The 20046-nt window shown below is 66.2% G+C and carries 20 protein-coding genes; 16 read left to right on the top strand and 4 right to left on the bottom strand.

What is annotated here, in order from left to right:
- Window positions 1-69 precede the first annotated feature (69 nt).
- The 8 genes from RCP37_RS01730 (at window position 70) to RCP37_RS01765 (ending at window position 7602) form a co-directional block, all read left to right on the top strand.
- The gene (locus RCP37_RS01730; RefSeq protein WP_308485335.1) at window positions 70-1260 is read left to right on the top strand and encodes a thiolase family protein; all 1191 of its coding nucleotides are present in this window, start codon (window positions 70-72) and stop codon (window positions 1258-1260) included.
- 5 nt (window positions 1261-1265) lie between these two features.
- The gene (locus RCP37_RS01735; RefSeq protein ID WP_308485336.1) at window positions 1266-2243 is read left to right on the top strand and encodes a nitrilase-related carbon-nitrogen hydrolase; all 978 of its coding nucleotides are present in this window, start codon (window positions 1266-1268) and stop codon (window positions 2241-2243) included.
- Entirely contained in the window at window positions 2230-2733 is a 504-nt protein-coding gene (locus RCP37_RS01740; RefSeq protein WP_308485337.1) for a DUF302 domain-containing protein, read from the top strand. Before RCP37_RS01735 ends, RCP37_RS01740 begins: the two co-directional genes overlap by 14 nt.
- A gap of 2 nt (window positions 2734-2735) precedes the next feature.
- A complete protein-coding gene (locus RCP37_RS01745; protein WP_308487234.1) occupies window positions 2736-3320 on the top strand; it encodes an NAD-dependent epimerase/dehydratase family protein in 585 nt (194 codons plus the stop codon).
- A gap of 207 nt (window positions 3321-3527) precedes the next feature.
- Complete coding sequence (gene dnaK, locus RCP37_RS01750; protein WP_308485338.1) at window positions 3528-5378, top strand: molecular chaperone DnaK; 1851 nt, start codon at window positions 3528-3530, stop codon at window positions 5376-5378.
- Entirely contained in the window at window positions 5375-6013 is a 639-nt protein-coding gene (grpE, locus tag RCP37_RS01755) for a nucleotide exchange factor GrpE (RefSeq protein ID WP_308485339.1), read from the top strand. The genes dnaK and grpE overlap by 4 nt, the downstream gene beginning before the upstream one ends.
- Before the next feature lie 21 nt (window positions 6014-6034).
- Window positions 6035-7231 (top strand): molecular chaperone DnaJ, encoded by a 1197-nt coding sequence (gene dnaJ, locus RCP37_RS01760; protein WP_046284504.1) that lies wholly within the window; start codon window positions 6035-6037, stop codon window positions 7229-7231.
- Window positions 7228-7602: a heat shock protein transcriptional repressor HspR gene (locus RCP37_RS01765; protein ID WP_308485340.1), complete on the top strand. Its 375-nt coding sequence runs from the start codon at window positions 7228-7230 to the stop codon at window positions 7600-7602. Before dnaJ ends, RCP37_RS01765 begins: the two co-directional genes overlap by 4 nt.
- Window positions 7603-7609: 7 nt before the next feature.
- Here RCP37_RS01765 and RCP37_RS01770 read toward each other — a convergent pair whose 3' ends face one another.
- From RCP37_RS01770 to RCP37_RS01780, 3 genes are read right to left on the bottom strand one after another with little or no spacing between them, the layout of a single operon-like run.
- On the bottom strand, window positions 7610-8512 hold the full coding sequence (locus RCP37_RS01770) for an aldose 1-epimerase (RefSeq protein WP_308485341.1): 903 nt from the start codon (window positions 8510-8512) through the stop codon (window positions 7610-7612).
- 3 nt (window positions 8513-8515) lie between these two features.
- Window positions 8516-9682 (bottom strand): FAD-binding oxidoreductase, encoded by a 1167-nt coding sequence (locus RCP37_RS01775; RefSeq protein ID WP_308485342.1) that lies wholly within the window; start codon window positions 9680-9682, stop codon window positions 8516-8518.
- Between the two features lie 36 nt (window positions 9683-9718).
- Window positions 9719-10390, bottom strand: a complete 672-nt coding sequence (locus RCP37_RS01780) for a GAP family protein (protein WP_308485343.1) — start codon at window positions 10388-10390, stop codon at window positions 9719-9721.
- A 102-nt stretch (window positions 10391-10492) separates the two neighbouring features.
- On the opposite strand from RCP37_RS01780, the gene RCP37_RS01785 reads away from it, so the two are divergent.
- Window positions 10493-10969, top strand: a complete 477-nt coding sequence (locus RCP37_RS01785) for a hypothetical protein (protein ID WP_308485344.1) — start codon at window positions 10493-10495, stop codon at window positions 10967-10969.
- On the opposite strand, the gene RCP37_RS01790 is transcribed toward RCP37_RS01785, so the two are convergent.
- Window positions 10958-11578, bottom strand: a complete 621-nt coding sequence (locus tag RCP37_RS01790; RefSeq protein ID WP_308485345.1) for a TetR/AcrR family transcriptional regulator — start codon at window positions 11576-11578, stop codon at window positions 10958-10960. The genes RCP37_RS01785 and RCP37_RS01790 overlap by 12 nt on opposite strands.
- Before the next feature lie 95 nt (window positions 11579-11673).
- On the opposite strand from RCP37_RS01790, the gene RCP37_RS01795 reads away from it, so the two are divergent.
- The 7 genes from RCP37_RS01795 (at window position 11674) to pyrE (ending at window position 20039) form a co-directional block, all read left to right on the top strand.
- Window positions 11674-12297: a nuclear transport factor 2 family protein gene (locus RCP37_RS01795; RefSeq protein ID WP_308485346.1), complete on the top strand. Its 624-nt coding sequence runs from the start codon at window positions 11674-11676 to the stop codon at window positions 12295-12297.
- Between the two features lie 127 nt (window positions 12298-12424).
- On the top strand, window positions 12425-14971 hold the full coding sequence (gene clpB, locus RCP37_RS01800; protein WP_308485347.1) for an ATP-dependent chaperone ClpB: 2547 nt from the start codon (window positions 12425-12427) through the stop codon (window positions 14969-14971).
- Window positions 14972-15130: 159 nt separating this feature from the next.
- Window positions 15131-16351 (top strand): PecA family PE domain-processing aspartic protease, encoded by a 1221-nt coding sequence (locus RCP37_RS01805; RefSeq protein WP_308485348.1) that lies wholly within the window; start codon window positions 15131-15133, stop codon window positions 16349-16351.
- Window positions 16352-16513: 162 nt separating this feature from the next.
- Window positions 16514-17725, top strand: a complete 1212-nt coding sequence (locus RCP37_RS01810; RefSeq protein ID WP_308485349.1) for a PecA family PE domain-processing aspartic protease — start codon at window positions 16514-16516, stop codon at window positions 17723-17725.
- 72 nt (window positions 17726-17797) lie between these two features.
- The gene (ttfA, locus tag RCP37_RS01815) at window positions 17798-18682 is read left to right on the top strand and encodes a trehalose monomycolate transport factor TtfA (protein WP_308485350.1); all 885 of its coding nucleotides are present in this window, start codon (window positions 17798-17800) and stop codon (window positions 18680-18682) included.
- A 45-nt stretch (window positions 18683-18727) separates the two neighbouring features.
- On the top strand, window positions 18728-19504 hold the full coding sequence (locus RCP37_RS01820; protein WP_308485352.1) for an SDR family NAD(P)-dependent oxidoreductase: 777 nt from the start codon (window positions 18728-18730) through the stop codon (window positions 19502-19504).
- A complete protein-coding gene (gene pyrE / locus RCP37_RS01825; protein ID WP_046284515.1) occupies window positions 19491-20039 on the top strand; it encodes an orotate phosphoribosyltransferase in 549 nt (182 codons plus the stop codon). Before RCP37_RS01820 ends, pyrE begins: the two co-directional genes overlap by 14 nt.
- The last annotated feature ends 7 nt before the right edge of the window (window positions 20040-20046 follow it).

Below are 20046 nucleotides of genomic sequence, written 5' to 3' on the forward strand. Positions count from 1 at the left end.
TGACTCTACTATACCCAGAGTGTATAGCTGAGTATAGAAAACAATACTCAGATGTCAGGAGGTTGAGCGATGTCCGGATACCAGGGCCGCGACGCGGTCATCGTCGGGGCCGTCCGCACTCCCATCGGCAAAGGCAAGCCCGGCGGAGCCTTGCACGATGTTCTCCCCTCGGACCTGCTGGCGCACAGCCTGCGCGAGGTGGTGCGGCGAGCGGGTATCGATCCGACCCGAATCGACGACGTCATCGTCGGTGCTGTTACACAGGTAGGCGATCAGGCTGTCAATATCGGCCGCAATGCCCTATTGGGCGCGGGTTTCCCGGAGTCGGTGCCCGGCACCACGATTGACCGGCAGTGTGGCAGCAGTCAACAGGCAATCAGCTTCGCGGCCCAAGGTGTATTGGCAGGCGCCTACGACGTGGTCGTCGCCGCGGGCGTGGAGTCGATGAGCCGCGTCCCGATGGGAGCATCGCTACTTCCGGGCAGCAATCCCTTCGGCGAGGAAATGACGCGCCGTTATCCCGAAGGCCTGGTGGCGCAGGGCATCAGCGCCGAGCTGATCGCGGCGCGATGGGGTTTCTCCCGGACCGAACTCGACGAGTTCTCCGCCAACAGTCACGAAAAGGCGGCACTTGCCACGAAAGAGGGACTCTTCGACGACGAACTCATGCCGGTTGCCGGCCTGGCGACAGACGAGATCATCCGACCTGGCACCACCGTGGAGACCTTGGCAAAGCTTCGCCCGGCCTTCTACAGCGAGTCGATGAAAGCGCGTTTTCCCCAGATCAATTGGGATATCACTGCCGGAAACTCATCGCCGTTGTCCGATGGCAGCGCAGCTGTGGTCGTCACCAGCGGGGAGGTCGCCAAGAAACTGGGCCTGCGGCCGCTGGCGCGGATCCACACCACCACCGTTGTCGGATCGGATCCGTTGTACATGCTGACCGGGGTAATCCCGGCCACCCAGAAGGTGCTGCAGCGGGCCGGCCTGAGGCTGTCCGACATCGACCTGTTCGAGGTTAATGAGGCGTTCGCTCCGGTGGTGTTGGCCTGGGCGAAAGAAACCGGGGCAGACCTGGCGAAGACGAACGTCAATGGCGGCGCGATCGCGCTAGGGCATCCGTTGGGCGCCAGTGGCGCGCGCCTGATGACAACCTTGGTTCACGCGTTGCTGCACAGCGGAAAACGATTCGGCCTGCAGACCATGTGTGAGGGCGGCGGCATGGCAAACGCCACCATCGTCGAGCGGATCGAGGGCTGACGACAATGAACACGATTCGAGCAGCAGCCGTGCAGATCAGCCCGGTGCTCTACAGCCGAGAAGGAACCGTCGAACGGGTGGTGGCCAAGATCGAGCAGCTGGGCCGCCAGGGAGTGCAGTTCGCGGCCTTTCCGGAGACGGTGATCCCCTACTATCCCTATTTCTCTTTCGTCCAACGTCCGTTCGAGATGCGCGCGGAGCACCTCAAACTGATGGAGCAGGCCGTGGCCATCCCGTCTCCGGAAGTCGATGCGATCGGAGTGGCGGCCCGCCAGGCGGACATGGTCGTCTCGATCGGCGTCACCGAACGTGAAGGCGGCTCGCTGTACAACACGCAGCTGCTCTTCGACGCCGACGGAAGACTGCTGCAGCGCCGACGCAAAATCATGCCCACCTATCACGAGCGGATGCTCTGGGGGCAGGGTGACGGCAGCGGACTGCGTGCAGTCGACAGCACGGTCGGGCGGGTCGGGCAACTGGCCTGTTGGGAGCACTACATGCCGCTGGCCCGCTACGCCCTGATCGCCGACGGGGAGCAGATCCACTCGGGCATGTGGCCGGGATCGTTCGCCGGCGACCTGTTTGCCCAGCAGATCGAGACCAGCGTGCGCAATCACGCGCTCGAGTCGGCCGCATTCGTCGTCAACGCCACCGCATGGCTGGACCCTGACCAACAGGCGCGGATCATGTCCGACACCGGATGTCCGATCGGGCCAATCTCGGGTGGGTGCTTCACTGCGATCATCACCCCGCATGGTGGATTGCTCGGCGAGCCGTTGCGCTCAGGCGAGGGCGAGGTAATCGCTGATCTGGACTTCTCGCTGATCGATGCTCGCAAGTCGCAGATGGACTCCCGCGGCCACTACAGCCGGCCGGACGTGCTGACCCTCGTGGTGGATCGCACCCCGCGCGTACATGTCCAAGACCGCACCGGCGAGATTGCCGGCGCCGAGATCGAGGAAGTGGATCGTGTCGCAATGTGATCCGCAGGAGCGCCACTTCTCCGGCGTCCAAGTGCGATACCAGAGCACTAAGAGCTACGAAGAGCTGGTTGCTGCGTTGCTTGCCGATGTCGGCAAGCAGCCGGTTCCCATCGATGATGTTGCGAAGGATTGCAGCAGCTGGGAATCCTACCGAGACGAGGTCGAATCTCATGTCGGTGCAAGCGGATTCATGTTGTTCGCGACGTTCGACCATGGCGGCTGGATCACGAAGGCGGGCATCGACCGGAAAGTGCTGCGCGTGATCATCGGCAACCCGCTGATCGCGATCACGATGTTGCGCCACGATGTGACCGCGGGGCTGTTTGCCCCGGTGGAGCTGCTGCTCGTCGGCGAGGAAAGCGGTGGCAGCAGCCTGATCTACGTCAAACCGTCCTCGTTGATGGTCGTCGAACCCAACCCTGCCCTGCTGGCGGCTGCTGAAGAACTGGACGTCAAGTTGGCCGTGCTGGCGAGCAAGGTCGCGGGATGAGCATGCGCGTCTTCTTTGCGGGTGCTTCCGGTGTGATCGGGAGCCGGCTGGTTCCGATGCTCGTCGAAGCGGGCCATAGCGTCGGCGCTATGACGAGGTCGGCCGAGAAGGCCGACCGGCTGGCCGCAATGGGGGCGCAGCCGGTCGTCTGCGACGTATTCGACCGTCCGGCTCTGACCCGGGCCGTCCGTTGCTTTGCGCCTGACGTATTGCTGCATGAGCTGACCGATCTACCCGACGATCTGGTGGACCTGCCCGAGGAATCGTTGCTCAACGCCCGGATACGGGCCGAGGGCACCCGCAATCTCATCGACGCGTTGGACGGACTGAGTCCGACGAAGATCATCGCCCAAAGCGTCGCGTGGAGGATGCGTCCGGGCCCGGAAGCCGACGCGGTCGCACTGCTTGAAAAAGCGGTGCTGGCGGCGAATGGCGTAGTCCTACGCTACGGACTGTTCTACGGGCGCGGTACCTACTACCAGGGTGAATTGCCTTCGAAACCACGGGTGAACATCGACACCGCCGCCGCGCGCACGTTCGATGCCCTCGGTGCTCCCGCGGGCATCCTGACGGTCGTCGACGACTGAGTGGACGGCGCCGCGCCGGGCGACCCTTCGGGCTTGTTTCGCTGCCACGGTCCCATTTGGGAACAAACCCGGGACCCCTCCCGTTGACCACTTCGACAAGTTGAGTCACAAGCACTCAAGTCTGGGTTGACAGCCAAGCCGCTGAAGGAGCATCCTTGAGCGCAGTCCGCTCAGACTAGGGATATCGTCTACCAGGGAGGAACCACAATGGCTCGTGCGGTCGGAATCGACCTCGGGACCACCAACTCGTGCGTCGCAGTGCTGGAGGGCGGCGACCCCGTCGTCGTAGCCAACTCGGAGGGTTCGCGCACCACCCCATCGGTCGTCGCGTTCGCCCGCAACGGCGAAGTGCTGGTCGGCCAGCCCGCCAAGAACCAAGCGGTCACCAACGTCGACCGCACCATTCGCTCGGTCAAGCGCCACATCGGCACCGACTGGAAAGTCGAGATCGACGGCAAGGACTACACCTCGCAGGAGATCAGCGCCCGCGTGCTGATGAAGCTCAAGCGCGACGCGGAGGCCTACCTCGGTGAGGACATCACCGACGCCGTGATCACCGTGCCGGCCTACTTCAACGACGCCCAGCGCCAGGCCACCAAGGAAGCCGGCCAGATCGCCGGCCTCAACGTGCTGCGCATCGTCAACGAGCCGACCGCTGCCGCACTGGCCTACGGCCTGGACAAGGGCCACAAAGAGCAGACCATCCTGGTGTTCGACCTCGGTGGCGGCACCTTCGACGTCTCCCTGCTGGAGATCGGCGAGGGCGTGGTCGAGGTGCGGGCCACCTCCGGTGACAACCACCTCGGTGGCGACGACTGGGACGACCGGGTCGTCGACTGGCTGGTCGACAAGTTCAAGGGCACGTCGGGCATCGACCTGACCAAGGACAAGATGGCTATGCAACGGCTGCGTGAAGCCGCCGAGAAGGCCAAGATCGAGCTGTCCAGCTCGCAGAGCACCTCGATCAACCTGCCCTACATCACCGTCGACGCCGACAAGAACCCGCTGTTCCTCGACGAGCAGCTGACCCGTTCGGAGTTCCAGAAGATCACTCAGGATCTGCTGGACCGCACCCGCAAGCCGTTCCAGTCGGTGATCAAGGACGCCGGTATCTCGGTGTCGGAGATCGACCACGTGGTGCTCGTCGGTGGTTCCACCCGGATGCCCGCGGTCACCGAGCTGGTCAAGGAGCTGACCGGTGGCCAGGAGCCCAACAAGGGCGTCAACCCGGACGAGGTCGTCGCCGTGGGCGCCGCGCTGCAGGCCGGCGTGCTCAAGGGTGAGGTGAAAGACGTTCTGCTGCTTGACGTCACCCCGCTGAGCCTTGGTATCGAGACCAAGGGCGGCGTGATGACCAAGCTGATCGAGCGCAACACCACCATCCCGACCAAGCGCAGCGAGACCTTCACCACCGCCGACGACAACCAGCCGTCAGTGCAGATCCAGGTCTTCCAGGGTGAGCGCGAGATCGCCTCGCACAACAAGCTGCTCGGCTCCTTTGAGCTCACCGGCATCCCGCCGGCCCCGCGCGGTGTCCCGCAGATCGAGGTCACCTTCGACATCGACGCCAACGGCATCGTGCACGTCACCGCCAAGGACAAGGGCACCGGCAAGGAGAACACGATCAAGATCCAGGAGGGCTCCGGCCTGTCCCAGGAGGAGATCGACCGGATGATCAAGGACGCCGAGGCGCACGCCGAGGAGGACCGCAAGCGTCGCGAAGAGGCCGACGTGCGCAACCAGGCCGAGTCGCTGGTCTACCAGACGGAGAAGTTCGTCAAGGAGCAGCGCGAAGCCGAAGGTGGCTCGAAGGTTCCCGAGGACACCCTCACCAAGGTCGACGCAGCCATCGGCGACGCCAAGAAGGCGTTGGAGGGCACCGACATCGGCGCCATCAAGTCCGCGATGGAGAAGCTCGGCGTCGAGTCGCAAGCGTTGGGCCAGGCGATCTACGAGGCCACTCAGGCTGAGCAGGCCGCTGGTGACGCCGGCGGACCGTCCGGTGGCGACGACGACGTCGTGGACGCAGAGGTGGTCGAAGACGGAGACACCAAGTGAGCGAAGAGAACTCACGCGAACAGTCTCCGGAAACCATCACCGTCACCGACAAGCGGCGCATCGACCCGCAAACCGGTGAAGTGCGGGAGAGTTCCTCCGGGCCGGCCCCTAGTGGGCCGGCGCCGGAGGAGCCGGCCGCCAACGACGCTCAAGCCGCTGAGGCCGGCCAGGCCGACCAGGTCGCCGAGCTGACCGCCGACCTGCAGCGAGTACAGGCGGACTTCGCCAACTACCGCAAGCGGGCGCTGCGCGATCAGCAGGGTGTCGCGGACCGGGCCAAGGCCGCAGTGGTGACCGAATTGCTCGGAATCCTCGACGACCTGGACCGCGCTCGCAGCCACGGTGACTTGGAAGCGGGTCCGCTGAAAGCAGTGGCGGACAAGCTGACCGGTGTGCTCACCGGAATGGGACTGACATCGTTCGGCGCCGAGGGCGACGAGTTCGACCCGTCGCTGCACGAGGCGGTTCAACATGAGGGCGACGGGACACACTCTGTGATCGGCACCGTCCTGCGGCAGGGCTACAAGCTCGGTGAGCAGGTTCTGCGGCACGCGATGGTCGGGGTGGTCGACACCGTCCCGGACGCCGGTGCCAACGGAGCGGTTGTCGAAGGCGACATTGCTGAAGAGAATTGACAGGTAAGGAGGTGACGCGGCATGGCTCAGCGTGAATGGGTCGAAAAGGACTTCTACAAGGAGTTGGGCGTCTCCTCCGACGCCAGCGAGAAAGAGATCAAGAGCGCCTACCGCAAGTTGGCCTCCGAACTGCATCCGGACCGCAACCCCAACAACCCGGCCGCCGCCGACCGCTTCAAGGCGGTCTCCGAGGCCTACAGCGTGTTGTCCGATGAGGCCAAGCGCAAGGAGTACGACGAGACCCGTCGGCTGTTCGCCGGTGGTGGGTTCGGGCGGCGCTTCAATGGTGGTGGTGGATTCGGCGGCGGTAACTTCGATCGGTTCTCCACCGGCGGCGACGGCAGCGAATTCAACCTCAACGACCTGTTCGGCGCTGCCGGGCAGACCGGTGGGGCCAACATCGGTGATCTCTTCGGCGGCCTGTTCGGGCGCGGCGCGCAGCAACGGCCCAGCCGGCCGCGGCGCGGCAACGACCTGGAGACCGACTCCGAGCTGAGCTTCCTGGAAGCCACCAAGGGCGTCGAGATGCCGCTGCGGCTGACCAGTGCCGCGCCGTGCACCAACTGTCACGGCAGCGGTGCCCGGCCAGGTACCAGCCCCCGAGTCTGCGTCTCTTGCAATGGATCCGGAGTGATCAGCAGCAATCAGGGCGCTTTTGGATTCTCGGAGCCGTGTACCGACTGCCGTGGCAGTGGGTCGATCATCGAGCACCCGTGTTCGGAGTGCAAGGGAACCGGGCGGGCAGCTCGAACCCGCACCATCAATGTGCGGATTCCCCCCGGTGTCGAAGACGGCCAACGGATTCGGCTGGCGGGCCAGGGTGAGGCCGGACTGCGCGGTGCACCCTCGGGCGACCTGTATGTGACGGTGCGGGTGCGTCCGGACAAGGTCTTCGGGCGTGACGGTGACGACCTGACGGTCACCATCCCGGTGAGCTTCTCCGAGCTTGCCCTGGGCACCACACTCTCGGTCCCGACACTGGACGGCAAAGTCGGTGTGCGGGTGCCGAAGGGAACCGCCGACGGCCGGATACTGCGGGTACGCGGGCGCGGGGTACCCAAGCGCGGCGGCGGAAGTGGTGACCTGCTGGTCACCGTCAAGGTCGCGGTCCCACCGAATCTGGAGGGCCAGGCGCAAGAGGCGCTCGAGGCGTACGCGGCAGCCGAGCAAGCCAGCGGGTTCGACCCGCGGGCCGGATGGGCGGGTAATCGCTCATGAGCAAGTCGGAGAACTCCCGCACCTTCCTGATCTCGGTAGCGGCCGAGCTGGCCGGGATGCACGCCCAGACGCTGCGGACCTATGACCGGATCGGGCTGGTGACTCCAAGCCGCAGTTCCGGCGGCGGACGTCGCTACTCCGAACGGGACGTCGACATGCTGCGCGAGGTGCAGCGGCTTTCGCACGACGAAGGCGTCAACCTCGCCGGCATCAAGCGGATCATCGAACTGACGAACCAGGTCGAGGCGCTGCAGTCGCGGGTCAAGGAGATGACGGCGGAGTTGGAGATGTTGCGCGGCAACCAGCGTCGGGAGATCGCGGTGGTGCCCAAGAGCACCGCTGTGGTGGTCTGGCAACCGCGCCGCCCATAGCGCCGCTCTAGGCGACCTGCAGCGAGAATTGGGCCACGCCGGGCTGTCCCAGACGGGCCACCGCGTAGCCGCCGCGGCGCAGCGCGTCGGTAGGGGCGGCCATGGGCTCGAAACAGACCACGGATTCGGTGGCCGGCGCATAGATCTGCGCCGCCGGATAGCCCCGGTCGAACCGGACCTCGATGCGTCGACCGCCGCCGGAGACTGCGAACACCGCACCAGGGGCCAACTCGTCGAAACCGTGGTCGAACACCGTGTCGCCCAACAACTCTGCCGATGCCGGGTGCGGCGCGAGCGCACCGGTGGGGATGTTGTGTGCGTCGACGATCCGGGACCGCATCGTCGGGGTCTCGATGAGCCACTGCGCCCTGGGCACGTCGGGAACGTGAAGGTAGGGGTGGAAGCCGAAGCACAGCGGCACCGCCGACTCGCTGGTGGCGGTGACCGTGGTACGTACCGTCAAGGTGCGGTCCGCCAACGTGATGGCCAGCTCCAACAGGTGCGGGAACGGAAATGTTGCCAGCAGATCCGGGCGGGCCCCGAAGTCGAGTTCCGCGGTCAACGCCGATTCCGATCGGGTGCGCACCTGCCAACCGGTATCCCCGGCCAGGGTGCCGTGGATCGGGGCGCCGTACTCGTCGGCGTGCACCCCGCCGATCCCAGGAGTAAGCGTTACCTCCGTGGCGTCTACCTGGTAGCCGTTGCCGCTCAGGCGATTCGCCCACGGATATAGCAGCGGAATGCCCATGGTCTTCTGCTCGGCAACGTAGGCGGCCACGCCCCGACGCTGACCGAGCAGTTCCACGCCGTCGTCGCACAGCGACGTCCCGATCATCCCCGCGCCAGGAACAAACGTCGCCGTCAGCGACGATGACGGATCAACCAACACGCAGGGCTCGAGATCAGTCACTTCTCACTCCGACAAGGGGTCGTGTTGAATGCGTTGTGGGGGAGCTCCTTTAGCGACGAGCGCAGCCACGGTAGCCCGCGTCATCTCCGGTCCTCCGCAGACCAGAATCTGGCGGTCGCCCCAGCTTCCGTAGCTGGTCACCACCTCCGCCAACCGCCCGGTCTGCCGCACATGCAAGCCGCGCGGCGGGGTGACGTCGGGATAGTCGGCGGCCCATTCCGGGTCGCCCGCGTACTCCGACACCGGTGTCACCGACAGCCACGGGTTGTGTGCGGCGATCTGCCACAGCGTGGGCAGGTCGTAGAGCTCGCAGGGATAGCGGCCACCGAAGAACAGGTGCACACGGGGATTCACGCCCCACCGGGTCAGGTCCATGACGATCGCCCGTAGCGGTGCCAGGCCGGTACTTCCGGCGACCATCAGCACGTCACCAGCATCGCGATCGACGTGCAGGCCGCCGTGCGGGCTGGACAGTCGCCATCGGTCACCGGGCCGGGTTTCGTTGACGATCGCGGTGCTGACCAGGCCGGCAGGGACCGCCCGGACGTGAAACTCGATGGCCCCGGTCTCGTCGGCGGGCATGCTCGGGCTCAAGTAGCGCCATGACCGCGGGCACTGCGGTACCTCGACTTTGACGTACTGGCCGGGGTGATACGGCAGCGGTTGGTCCAACTGGATCCGGACGACGGCGAGGTCGCGGGAGACCCGCAGGTGCTCGACGACGGTGCCGTCCCACCAGGCGGGTCCCTCTTCGGCATCGGCCGCCCCGCCCATCACGCCGATGATCAGATTCAGCGCCTCGCGGGCGGCGTCGTCGACGGCTGCGGTCCAGCTGTCGGCCAACTCGTCACGCAGGGTGACTAGCAGCACTTGGCCTATGACGTGGTAATGGCGTTGCGTCACACCGTACTTGCGGTGGTCACGGCCCAGTTGGGCCAGAAGCGTTACGGGTTCCTGCGCCCGTTGGGCGATGAATTCGCCGAGCACCCAGCTCATGGCATGGGCGAAAGCGGCCCGCTGGGTGGTCAGGTCAGCGGGGAACAGATCACGCACCGACGGGTCGGTGCCGAACCATCGGGTGAAGAACTGGGCGACTAGGCCGGAACCGTCGGACGGCACGGCAAACGCCTCATGCAGCACGCGCAGCGCGTCGCGATCATCCAGTCCCACGGCCGCGATCTTAATGCTGGCCGGCGGCGATGCCGGCTATAGCGCGTGAATCCCGTTGTAGACCACCATCGCACCAATGAGTACCAGGATGACGGCGACCAGCGCGGCGTGCTGCTGCTCCATCCACTTCTTGAGCCGGTTCAGTGCCGGATCGAGTCGGTCGCTGGCCGCCAGGTAGCCCAGAATCGGGATCAGGACCGAGGATGCGGCCAGGGCGACGAAAAATATGGCCGCCGGCCAACTGTCCTCTCTGCGCAGTCCGGCACTACCGATGGCCAGCCCGGCCGCCGCACACATGAACAGCACTTCCGGTCGGATCACCGCCAGCGCCGCGGCCGTTAAGCCAGCGCGCAGCGGGGACATCGAGGTGAATGAGCGCATCCAGCGCGGCATCTCGCCGTGGCCGTGGCGGGTCGCCCACCGGTAGAGGCCGAACGCGATCAGCGCCGCACCGACGACAATCCGCAACCACGACGCCCAGGTCGGCGGCGTCGTGTGTAAGCCGCCCAGCAGCCCGGATACCGCGATGAAGGCGGCGGTCAGTGCCGCCAGGCCCACCAACCAACCGAGGAGGAAGGACAGTCCGGTCTCGCGTGGGCGCGCGGTGTGCAGCACCAGCACGGCCGGGATGACGGTGATCGGAGAGAGGGCCACCACCAGTGCGAGCGGGATCAAGGCGGTCCACACCGAAGCCAGGCTGGTCGTCATAGCAGCACCGTAGCCGACTAGATGGCACGGACCGAGTTACGCAGACCTTGCTAGATACCCATACGGGGTATAGGTTCGCAGAAATACCTACGAAGGGCGGACATGTCACCCACGTCAGAATGTCGCGACCGGCCCCGCTGGCGCAGGCCTACCGGACGCCGGTTCGGGGCGGCGGGAGTTGTTGCCGCGCTGACCTGCACGCTGGCCTGTTGCCTGCCGGCGATTCTGGTGGCGCTTGGCGCCGGCGCGTCGGCCGCGGCCGGTGCGGGACACGCCGGTCACGGCGCCGGCGGATCTTCGGGGTGGCTCGCCACGTTGCTCGACACGCTGCACCGGATCAGTCCTGTACTGCTGATCGTGTCGATCGTGCTCGTCACGGTGGCGTTCGCGCTGCGGCGTCGAGCGGCAGTGCTGCCGGCGCTGCTTGCCGGCGTGGTGCTCTACCTCAGCGTGCACGGGCAGGGCGATCCCGCTGTCATGTACGCGGGGATGGCGCTGGGCTACGGCGCCTGGATCGTGCTGTATCTGTGGACGCGTCCACGGCCCGGCGCAAGCTCATGTCAGAAGTCAACGCTGTGACGGGATTGCCAAGCTCAGCTCGGCGCGCACCAGGTCGGCCGCGAACTTCACCAGTTCGGCACGGCTGACGCGCAGACGGCCATCGGCCCAGTCGAGAACCAGTGTGGTGAGCGCTCCGGACAGCGCGCTGGCACCCATGGCTTGTGCAGCGGTGATGGGCGACGAATTGCCGATGCCGGATGAGCCGATCAGCGCGCCCAGTAGGCCGGGCAGGATATCGGCGCGATGATCGGCCAACAGGCTGCTGGACTGCGGTTCGCGCAGCAGGATTCGCAGCCGACGTGGATCTTCCTCGAAATAGGCTGTCGCCCTGTCGAGTGCCACGCTGATCGGCGCCGCTTTGCCGGCGACACCGGCCATGGTGGCAAGCAGCTCTGCGTTGCACCGGTCGTATACGGCCAGGATCAGCTCGTCTGTGTCACTGAAGCTTTCGTAGAAGTAGCGAAGACTGAGCCCGGCGTCGCGGCACGCCGCGCGCATGGTGACGCCGGCCGTGCCCCCGGTGCCCAGCAGCTCCACCCCCGCCTCGATCAGCTGAGTCCGACGTGCCTGGGACCGGGCATCGTGGGTCTGACCGCGCCACACCCGCGGCTCCCGCTCGCCACCCATGTGCACCTCCGAATCGTGGGGAAGCTTGAGGATACGTTCCCGCGCCTGCTTACATAGAGGAATCAGACGATTCCAGTTGGCCGGAGGGTTGGGATATGTTCGACGAAGCCCGATTTCGGCAAGCCATCGCCAAGCCGAGGCTGCGCCAGCCGTTGCCGGACTATCTTCCCGGCAACCGGGCGGGTGGGAAGGTCGACGAGCGGGCGGGTGGGAAAGTCAAGGTGCTCAACGAGTTTGAGCTCAACGCCATGACGCAGCAGTGGTTCGTTGACCTGGACCGCAAGATCGCTCACTATGCCGACCGTGGGATCGGCGTGGCCTTCGCGGCCGAATGGGCCAAAAAGTATTGGTGGAGTTGGCTGATGAGGGATATGTCACTCAACCACGAGCTCTATACCCCGGACCTGCGCTACAAGGTCATCGTTCGCTACATCGGCAGCGGGCACTTCAGTGGCACCCTGCGGTTCTATCCCTACGACGAGTCGACCCCGGCGATCCACGGTGTCGGTACGTTCGCGCAGTGCACTGCGGTGGACCGCTATCACTTCAACGCCGACGGGCTGATGTATGAAGGGGAGACGCTGTTCGACCTGCTCGATGCCACCCAATCGGCCGGCGTCCTGCCGTCGGACGACAGTTGGCTGTTCCGGGCGCCGATGGGCGCCTCGCGGCTGCCCCGGTTGGTGCAGAACGCCCGTCGCACGCTGCGCCTGGGCTGAGCCGACCATCTGCTCGGCAGAAAAATAGACTTGAGCGGAACAGACTCAACCTTGACGGCGTTGGACAACACGACAAGCATTTTCGGCGGGACCTTCTCGGCCCGCTCTGACCCCGAATGGAGGTGTCGTGGACTCGTTCAACCCGACCACCAAGACGCAGGCAGCTTTGACCGCGGCTCTGCAGACGGCCACCGCCGCCGGTAACCCCGAAATCCGGCCCGCGCATCTGCTGCAGGCCCTGCTGACCCAGAACGACGGGATCGCCGCGCCGCTGCTGGAGGCGGTCGGTGTGAACCCGGCGGCGATCCGCAACGAAGCCCAGCACCTGATTGATCTGGCACCGCAGGTCGCCAGCTCCAACGCGCAACCGCAGTTGTCGCGCGACTCCCTGGCCGCGATCACCGTGGCCCAGCAGCTGGCCACCGAACTCGACGACGAGTACGTCTCCACCGAGCACCTGATGGTGGGCCTGGCCACCGGCGACTCCGATGTCGCCAAGCTGCTGAGCGGCCACGGCGCGTCCCCGCAGGCGTTGCGGGAGGCGTTCGTCAAGGTGCGCGGCAGCGCCCGGGTCACCAGCCCCGATCCGGAGGCCAGCTACCAGGCGTTGGAGAAGTACTCCACTGATCTGACCGCGCGAGCCCGTGAGGGCAAGCTGGACCCGGTTATCGGCCGTGACACCGAGATTCGCCGAGTGGTACAGGTTTTGAGCCGGCGCACCAAGAACAACCCGGTGCTCATCGGTGAGCCCGGCGTCGGCAAGACCGCGATCGTCGAGGGCCTGGCTCAGCGCATCGTCGCCGGGGACGTCCCCGACAGCCTGCGCGACAAGACCGTCGTCAGCCTGGACCTGGGCTCGATGGTGGCCGGCGCCAAGTACCGCGGCGAGTTCGAGGAACGCCTTAAGGCCGTGCTGGACGAGATCAAGGACTCCGCCGGGCAGATCATCACGTTCATCGACGAGCTGCACACCATCGTCGGCGCCGGTGCCACCGGCGAGGGCGCGATGGATGCCGGCAACATGATCAAGCCGATGCTGGCGCGCGGCGAGCTGCGGTTGGTCGGCGCCACCACGCTGGAGGAGTACCGCAAGTACATCGAGAAGGACGCCGCCCTGGAGCGTCGTTTCCAGCAGGTCTACGTCGGTGAACCGTCGGCCGAGGACACCATCGGCATCCTGCGTGGACTCAAGGATCGCTACGAGGTGCACCACGGTGTGCGCATCACCGACTCCGCGCTGGTGGCTGCCGCCACGCTTTCCGACCGCTACATCACTGCAAGGTTCTTGCCGGACAAGGCCATTGACCTGGTGGATGAGGCCGCGTCGCGGCTGCGGATGGAGATCGACTCGCGGCCTGTGGAGATCGACGAGGTCGAGCGACTCGTGCGCCGGCTGGAAATCGAAGAGATGGCGCTGAGCAAGGAATCCGATGACGCGTCCAAAGACCGGTTGGCGAAGCTGCGCAGCGAGCTGGCCGATTACAAGGAGAAGCTGGCGCAGCTGACGACCCGGTGGCAGAACGAGAAGGGTGCCATCGACATCGTCCGTGAGCTCAAGGAGCAGCTGGAGACGCTGCGTGGCGAGTCCGACCGGGCCGAGCGCGACGGCGACCTGGCCAAGGCGGCCGAGCTGCGCTACGGGCGCATTCCCGAGGTGGAGAAGAAACTCGAAGCCGCGCTGCCCAATGCGCAGGCCCGCGAGGATGTCATGCTCAAGGAAGAGGTCGGCCCGGACGACATCGCCGATGTGGTGAGCGCCTGGACCGGCATCCCGGCCGGGCGGCTGCTGGAAGGCGAAACCGCCAAGCTGCTGCGTATGGAAGAGGAACTCGGCAAGCGTGTCGTCGGGCAGCGCAAGCCGGTGCAGGCCGTGTCGGATGCGGTGCGGCGCAGCCGGGCCGGGGTCGCCGACCCCAACCGGCCCACGGGCTCGTTCCTGTTCCTGGGGCCCACCGGCGTCGGCAAGACCGAGCTGGCCAAGGCACTGGCCGACTTCCTGTTCGACGACGAACGGGCCATGGTCCGCATCGACATGAGCGAGTACGGCGAGAAGCACTCGGTGGCTCGCCTGGTCGGTGCGCCTCCGGGCTACGTCGGCTACGACCAGGGCGGTCAGCTGACCGAGGCGGTGCGCCGCCGGCCCTACACCGTGGTGCTGTTCGACGAGGTGGAAAAGGCCCACCCGGACGTGTTCGACGTGCTGCTGCAGGTCCTCGACGAGGGCAGGCTCACCGACGGACAGGGCCGCACGGTGGACTTCCGCAACACGATCCTGATCCTGACCTCCAACCTGGGGTCCGGTGGCACCGAGGAGCAGGTCATGGCTGCGGTGCGGGCGGCGTTCAAGCCGGAGTTCATCAACCGGCTTGACGATGTGCTGATCTTCGAGGGCCTCAACCCCGAGGAGCTGGTGCGGATCGTCGACATTCAGCTGCAGCAGTTGGCCAAGCGGCTGGCGCAGCGACGGCTGACCATTGAGGTGTCGTTGGAGGCCAAGAAGTGGCTGGCTCAGCGCGGATTCGACCCGGTCTACGGGGCGCGTCCACTGCGCCGGTTGATCCAACAGGCCATCGGCGACCAGCTGGCCAAGATGTTGCTGGCCGGCGAGGTGCACGACGGTGACATCGTGCCGATCAACATCAGCGCGGACGGCGATTCGCTGGTCCTGGGCTGAGACTTCCCTCACGGCAAGGCCCCTCGGAAGCAGTTCCGGGGGGCCTTGTCGTCTGTCGGCGCTCCTTTGCGGATGCGGTGTTGAAGCTGATCGGTTAGCCTAACCATTACTGAGAAATTCCGGTGTATTCCTGCACCGTTATTCATCCGGAGGGTAGCCATGTCAGCTCGTCGCCATCGCCTGGTGGGCGCCGTCGGCGCCGTGGGCGCGGTCATGGCGCTGGGCGCGCCCGCCCCGGCCGCTCAGGCTGACTGGGACGACCTGTTCCAGCCCATCATCGACGCCATCAGCTGGGTCGACCCGGGCATCGCTGCCGACACCGACCCGGGTTCCGCGCTGTCCTCGTTGGACACCCTGTTCAACGGCTGGTACCAGGACCTCATTTACACCCCGCTCCACAGCATCGCGCCGTGGGCGTTCGCTGACACCCTGCCCGGCAGTGCTGTCGCGTACGACTCGGACAGTGCCAACCTCCCTGACAGCTTCACCGTCCCGCTGGAGGTCAATCTCAACACCCAACCGGTGATCAACGTGTCCGTGGGCGGCGGCGCGCAGACCGAGGTGCTGGTCGACACCGGCGCCGCGGGGCTGGTCATCCCGATCTGGAACATCAACCCGTTCGGCATCACCGGCCTGCCCACCGGGTTCAACATCGGCCAATTCGGCGGTGCATTGAACTACTTCTATCTGGAACTGCCCACCACGGTCACCTTCACCGGTGAGAACGGTGACACCGTCACCGCGGACACCACGGTGGATGCGGTGCTGTTCGCGTTCCCGGCGAACTTCAGCCTCGACGGCTCGTGGTCCATCGAGAGCTACCTGGCCGGCTCGTCCACCGGGATCTTGGGCATCGGACCTAACGCGCTCGGACCCACTCCCGATCACATTCCGACCGCCGACCTGCCGGGCAGTCTCGGTCACGGCGTGCTGATCGACCAGGCGGGCGGCAAATTGATCTTCGGGGACAACCCCTACGAGGGTGGCACCGTGATTCAGGGGGCGCCGTGGGCGGACTTGAAGGTGCAGCTCAACGACGGGCCGCTTACGCCGGTCAAGGGCGTGATCGACTCCGGCGGGGTGTACGGAACCATGCCGTCGTCGGTGCTCAACGCTGCGGGCGTAACTCCGACCTCCGACGGAAAGCTGCCCTTAGGGACGGAGATCTCCGTCTACGCCAAGGACGGCACGCTGCTGTACGAGTACAAGGTCAACTCACTGCTCCCGGCACCAACGGATGAAGCCACTCGCAGCCCGATCGTGGTCGGCGGAAACAACATGAACACCGGTAACTGGCTCTTCGGCCAACAGCCGGTCTACATCAACTACGGCGTACCCGGCGGGCAGACCATCATCGGCGGCACCCTCATCCAGCTGTGATGAGGTAGGGGCCGGGAGCCTCGGTAAGAACGTCCCCCAAGCGATTTTTGGTGCTTTCTTGGCTAAATCCCCTGGTGTTCTGCGCCCCTGGCTGGGTTAGCTGACCGCGGTTGGTTACGGCCCAGCGGATGTCCGTGACCTCGTGCGGGGAGGTTTCGGAAGATGGCAGCTCGTCGTCGCATGATCGGCGCGACCGCGGTGGTCGGGGCGTTTGTCTCGCTGGGCACACCCGCACCGACGGCACACGCCGACATCGATGATCTGTTCCAGCCCATCATCGACGCCCTCAGCGCGTTCGATCCCGGCATCGCTGCCGACACCGATCCGGGCTTCGCGCTGGCCTCGCTGGACACCATGTTCGACGGTTGGTATCAGAACCTCGTCTACGCCCCGATCAACGATCTCGAGCAGTGGATCTTCGGTGGGGCCGCCGACGCGAGCGTGGCCGGCAGCGCCGCCGCTTCCGGCTCAGACGCCACCATCCCGGACAGCTTCACCATTCCGCTGCAGGTCAACAGCGGCACCGAACCGGTGGTGAACGTCTCGGTGGGTGGCGGCCCGGAGTCGCCGGTGCTGGTCGACACCGGCTCGGCAGGTCTGGTGATGCCGATCTGGGACATCAACCCCTTCGGGATCACCGGCCTGCCCACCGGCATCAACATCGGTCAGTTCGGCAATTCGGTGGACTACGTCTACGCCGAACTGCCCACCACCGTCACCTTTACCGACGCCGCCGGGGCCACCGTCACCAGCGGCACAACCGATGTCGATGCCGTGTTGTTCTCATTCCCGGTCAGTCTCTCGGCGCTGTTCACCGGGTGGAATATCAGCTCCTACCTCGGCGCCAACGCCGACGGTGTCTTAGGAATCGGGGCGAACGCCGTTGGTCCCACGCCCGATGCCATCCCGACCACTGCGCTGCCGGGAGCACTCGGCGATGGCGTCCTGATCGACCAGAAGGGCGGCGCCCTGACATTCGGCGCCGACCCGCTGACCGGCGGAGTCACGGTCGACGGCTCGCCGAACTCGACGCTGTACGTGTCGTTCGACGGCGGCCAAACGGCCAGCCCGGTCAGTTCAATCATGGATTCCGGTGGGGTGAACGGGACGATCCCGGCCAGCCTGACGAACGGAAGCGCGGGGGACGTTCTGGCCGCCGGCCAGCCGGTCAGCGTGTACGCGGGCGACCCCACCAAGGGCGGTACGCTGCTGTACGACTACACGGTCAATTCGAACTCTTCCAACAGTCCGACGATCGTGTCCGGCGCCTCGATGAACACCGGCAATTGGCTGTTCCAGCAGAACCAGGTGTATGTCTCAACGGCCGGCGACGGGTCTATGCACATCGTTCCGAACAACGTCGTGACGCCCTAGCGTCGCGGTGATACAGGGTTGTGACCTGAGGACATTCGTCGAAGCCGCCGGAGAACAGATACGCTAGGCCCAATGGTCCCGCTCTGGTTCACGCTGTCCGCGCTGTGTTTCGTCGGCGCGGCGGTATTGCTGTACGTGGACCTCGACCAGCGGCGCGGCCGCAGCCGGCGCCGTAAGTCTTGGGCCCGTTCACACGGCTTCGACTTCGAACCGGAATCCGCCGAGATCCTGCACCGCTGGAAACGCGGCGTGATGTCGACGGTGGGCGAGGCACCGGTGCGCAACGTCGTCCTCGGCCAGATCCGCGGCGAGGCCGTCTACATCTTCGACCTGGACGAAGTGGCGACGGTGATCGCCCTGCACCGCAAGGTCAGCACCAACGTCGTCGTCGATGTGCGGCTCAAGGGGCTCAAGGAGCCGCGCGAGAACGACATCTGGTTGCTCGGGGCGATCGGCCCGCGGATGGTGTACTCCACCAACCTGGATGCGGCACGTCGGGCCTGCGACCGGCGGATGGTCACGTTCGCCCACACCGCCCCGGACTGCGCCGAGATCATGTGGAACGAGGCGAACTGGACCCTGGTGAGCATGCCCATCACCAGCACCCGCGCCCAGTGGGATGAGGGCCTGCGCAGCGTTCGCCAATTCAACGACCTGCTTCGGGTGCTGCCGCCGAACCCACGGCGTCAACCCGCCGAGGCCGCGGCCGCCGCCACGGGCCGCCGCAACGGGCAACCCAGTCGTCCGCTGGGCTCGTCGGGCGCCGCTGAGGCCGCGGAAGAGAGCGAGGCCGAGCAGCTTCCGTCGGCGTCGCGAGCAGTCGCGCCGGCACCGGGCAACGCGACCTCGGCTGCCGAACCGCAGCAGCGCCGCCGCAGCAGCCGGGAGAGCTCCTCCGACGTGCTGCACGCTCCCGGCGGGCGCAACGGTCGGCAGACCGCGCACTATCAGCGCTGACATCCGACGACGGTCGACACCAGCGGCTTCGTTACGCTGACGGGCATGTCTCGCCCCGTTGCCGTGGTCACCGGGCCCACCTCGGGGTTGGGCGCCGGCTATGCCCGCCGCTACGCCGCCGATGGCTATGACCTGGTCCTGGTCTCCCGCGACGTCGAACGCCTGGAGGCGCTGGCAACCGAACTGCGGGGCAGCCACGGCGGTGCCGTCGAGGTGCTGCCCGCCGACCTGGCCGACGCCGCCGGCCGCGCCAAAGTCGCCGAGCGGCTGCGCGCCGGGGTACGGGTGCTGGTCAACAATGCCGGGTTCGGCACGTCGGGGGAGTTCTGGACCGCCGACCCCGCCCTGCTGCAGTCGCAGCTGGACGTCAATGTCACCGCGGTGATGCAGCTGACCCGCGCCGCGCTGCCCGCGATGGTCGAGGCGGGTGCCGGCACCGTCATCAATATCGCCAGTGTCGCCGGGCTGCTGTCCGGACGCGGTTCGACCTACTCGGCCTCCAAGGCCTGGGTGGTGTCGTTCACCGAAGGACTGGCCGGCGGCCTGCACGGCACCGGCGTCGGCATCCACGTGGTCTGCCCGGGATACGTCCACACCGAGTTCCACGAGCGCGCCGGAATCGATATGGCCACATTGCCGTCCTTCATGTGGATGGAGGTCGACGACGTGGTCGCGGCCAGCCTGGCCGACATCGCCCGCGGCGACGTGGTCAGCGTTCCGGGCTTGCAGTACAAGGCATTGACCACCGTCAGTCGACTGATTCCGCGCGGGTTGTCGCGCACGCTGACCAACACATTCGGGAGAGGCCGTGGCCGCACTTAACAACGACGAACGCGATGAGCTCGCCGCGCTGGTGCGCGAGCTGTCGGTGGTGCACGGCCGCGTGACGCTGTCTTCCGGGGCCGAAGCCGACTACTACGTCGACCTTCGCCGTTCCACATTGCACCATCGGGCTGGTGCGCTGATCGGACGGTTGGTCCGTCAACTCACCGACGACTGGGACTACGTGGCCGTGGGCGGCCTGACCCTGGGTGCAGACCCGGTGGCGACCGCCGTCATGCACGCTCCGGGACGCCCGATCGACGCATTCGTGGTGCGCAAGTCAGTGAAAGCCCATGGCATGCAGCGCCTTATCGAAGGATTCGACGTGGCCGGCCAACCGGTTCTGGTGGTGGAGGACACCAGCACCACCGGTGGGTCGGCGCTGACCGCGGTGCGCGCCGTGCGTGAGGCGGGCGGCAAGGTGGTCGGAGTGGTGACTGTGGTCGACCGTGCCACCGGCGCGGCCGAGGCCATCGAGGCCGAGGGCGTGCCGTATCGCAGTGTGCTCGGCCTGGCCGAGCTGGGCCTGGACTGAACTCCCC

The sequence above is a fragment of the Mycolicibacter sp. MU0102 genome (genome assembly GCF_963378105.1).
Classification (GTDB): Bacteria; Actinomycetota; Actinomycetes; order Mycobacteriales; family Mycobacteriaceae; genus Mycobacterium; species Mycobacterium holstebronense.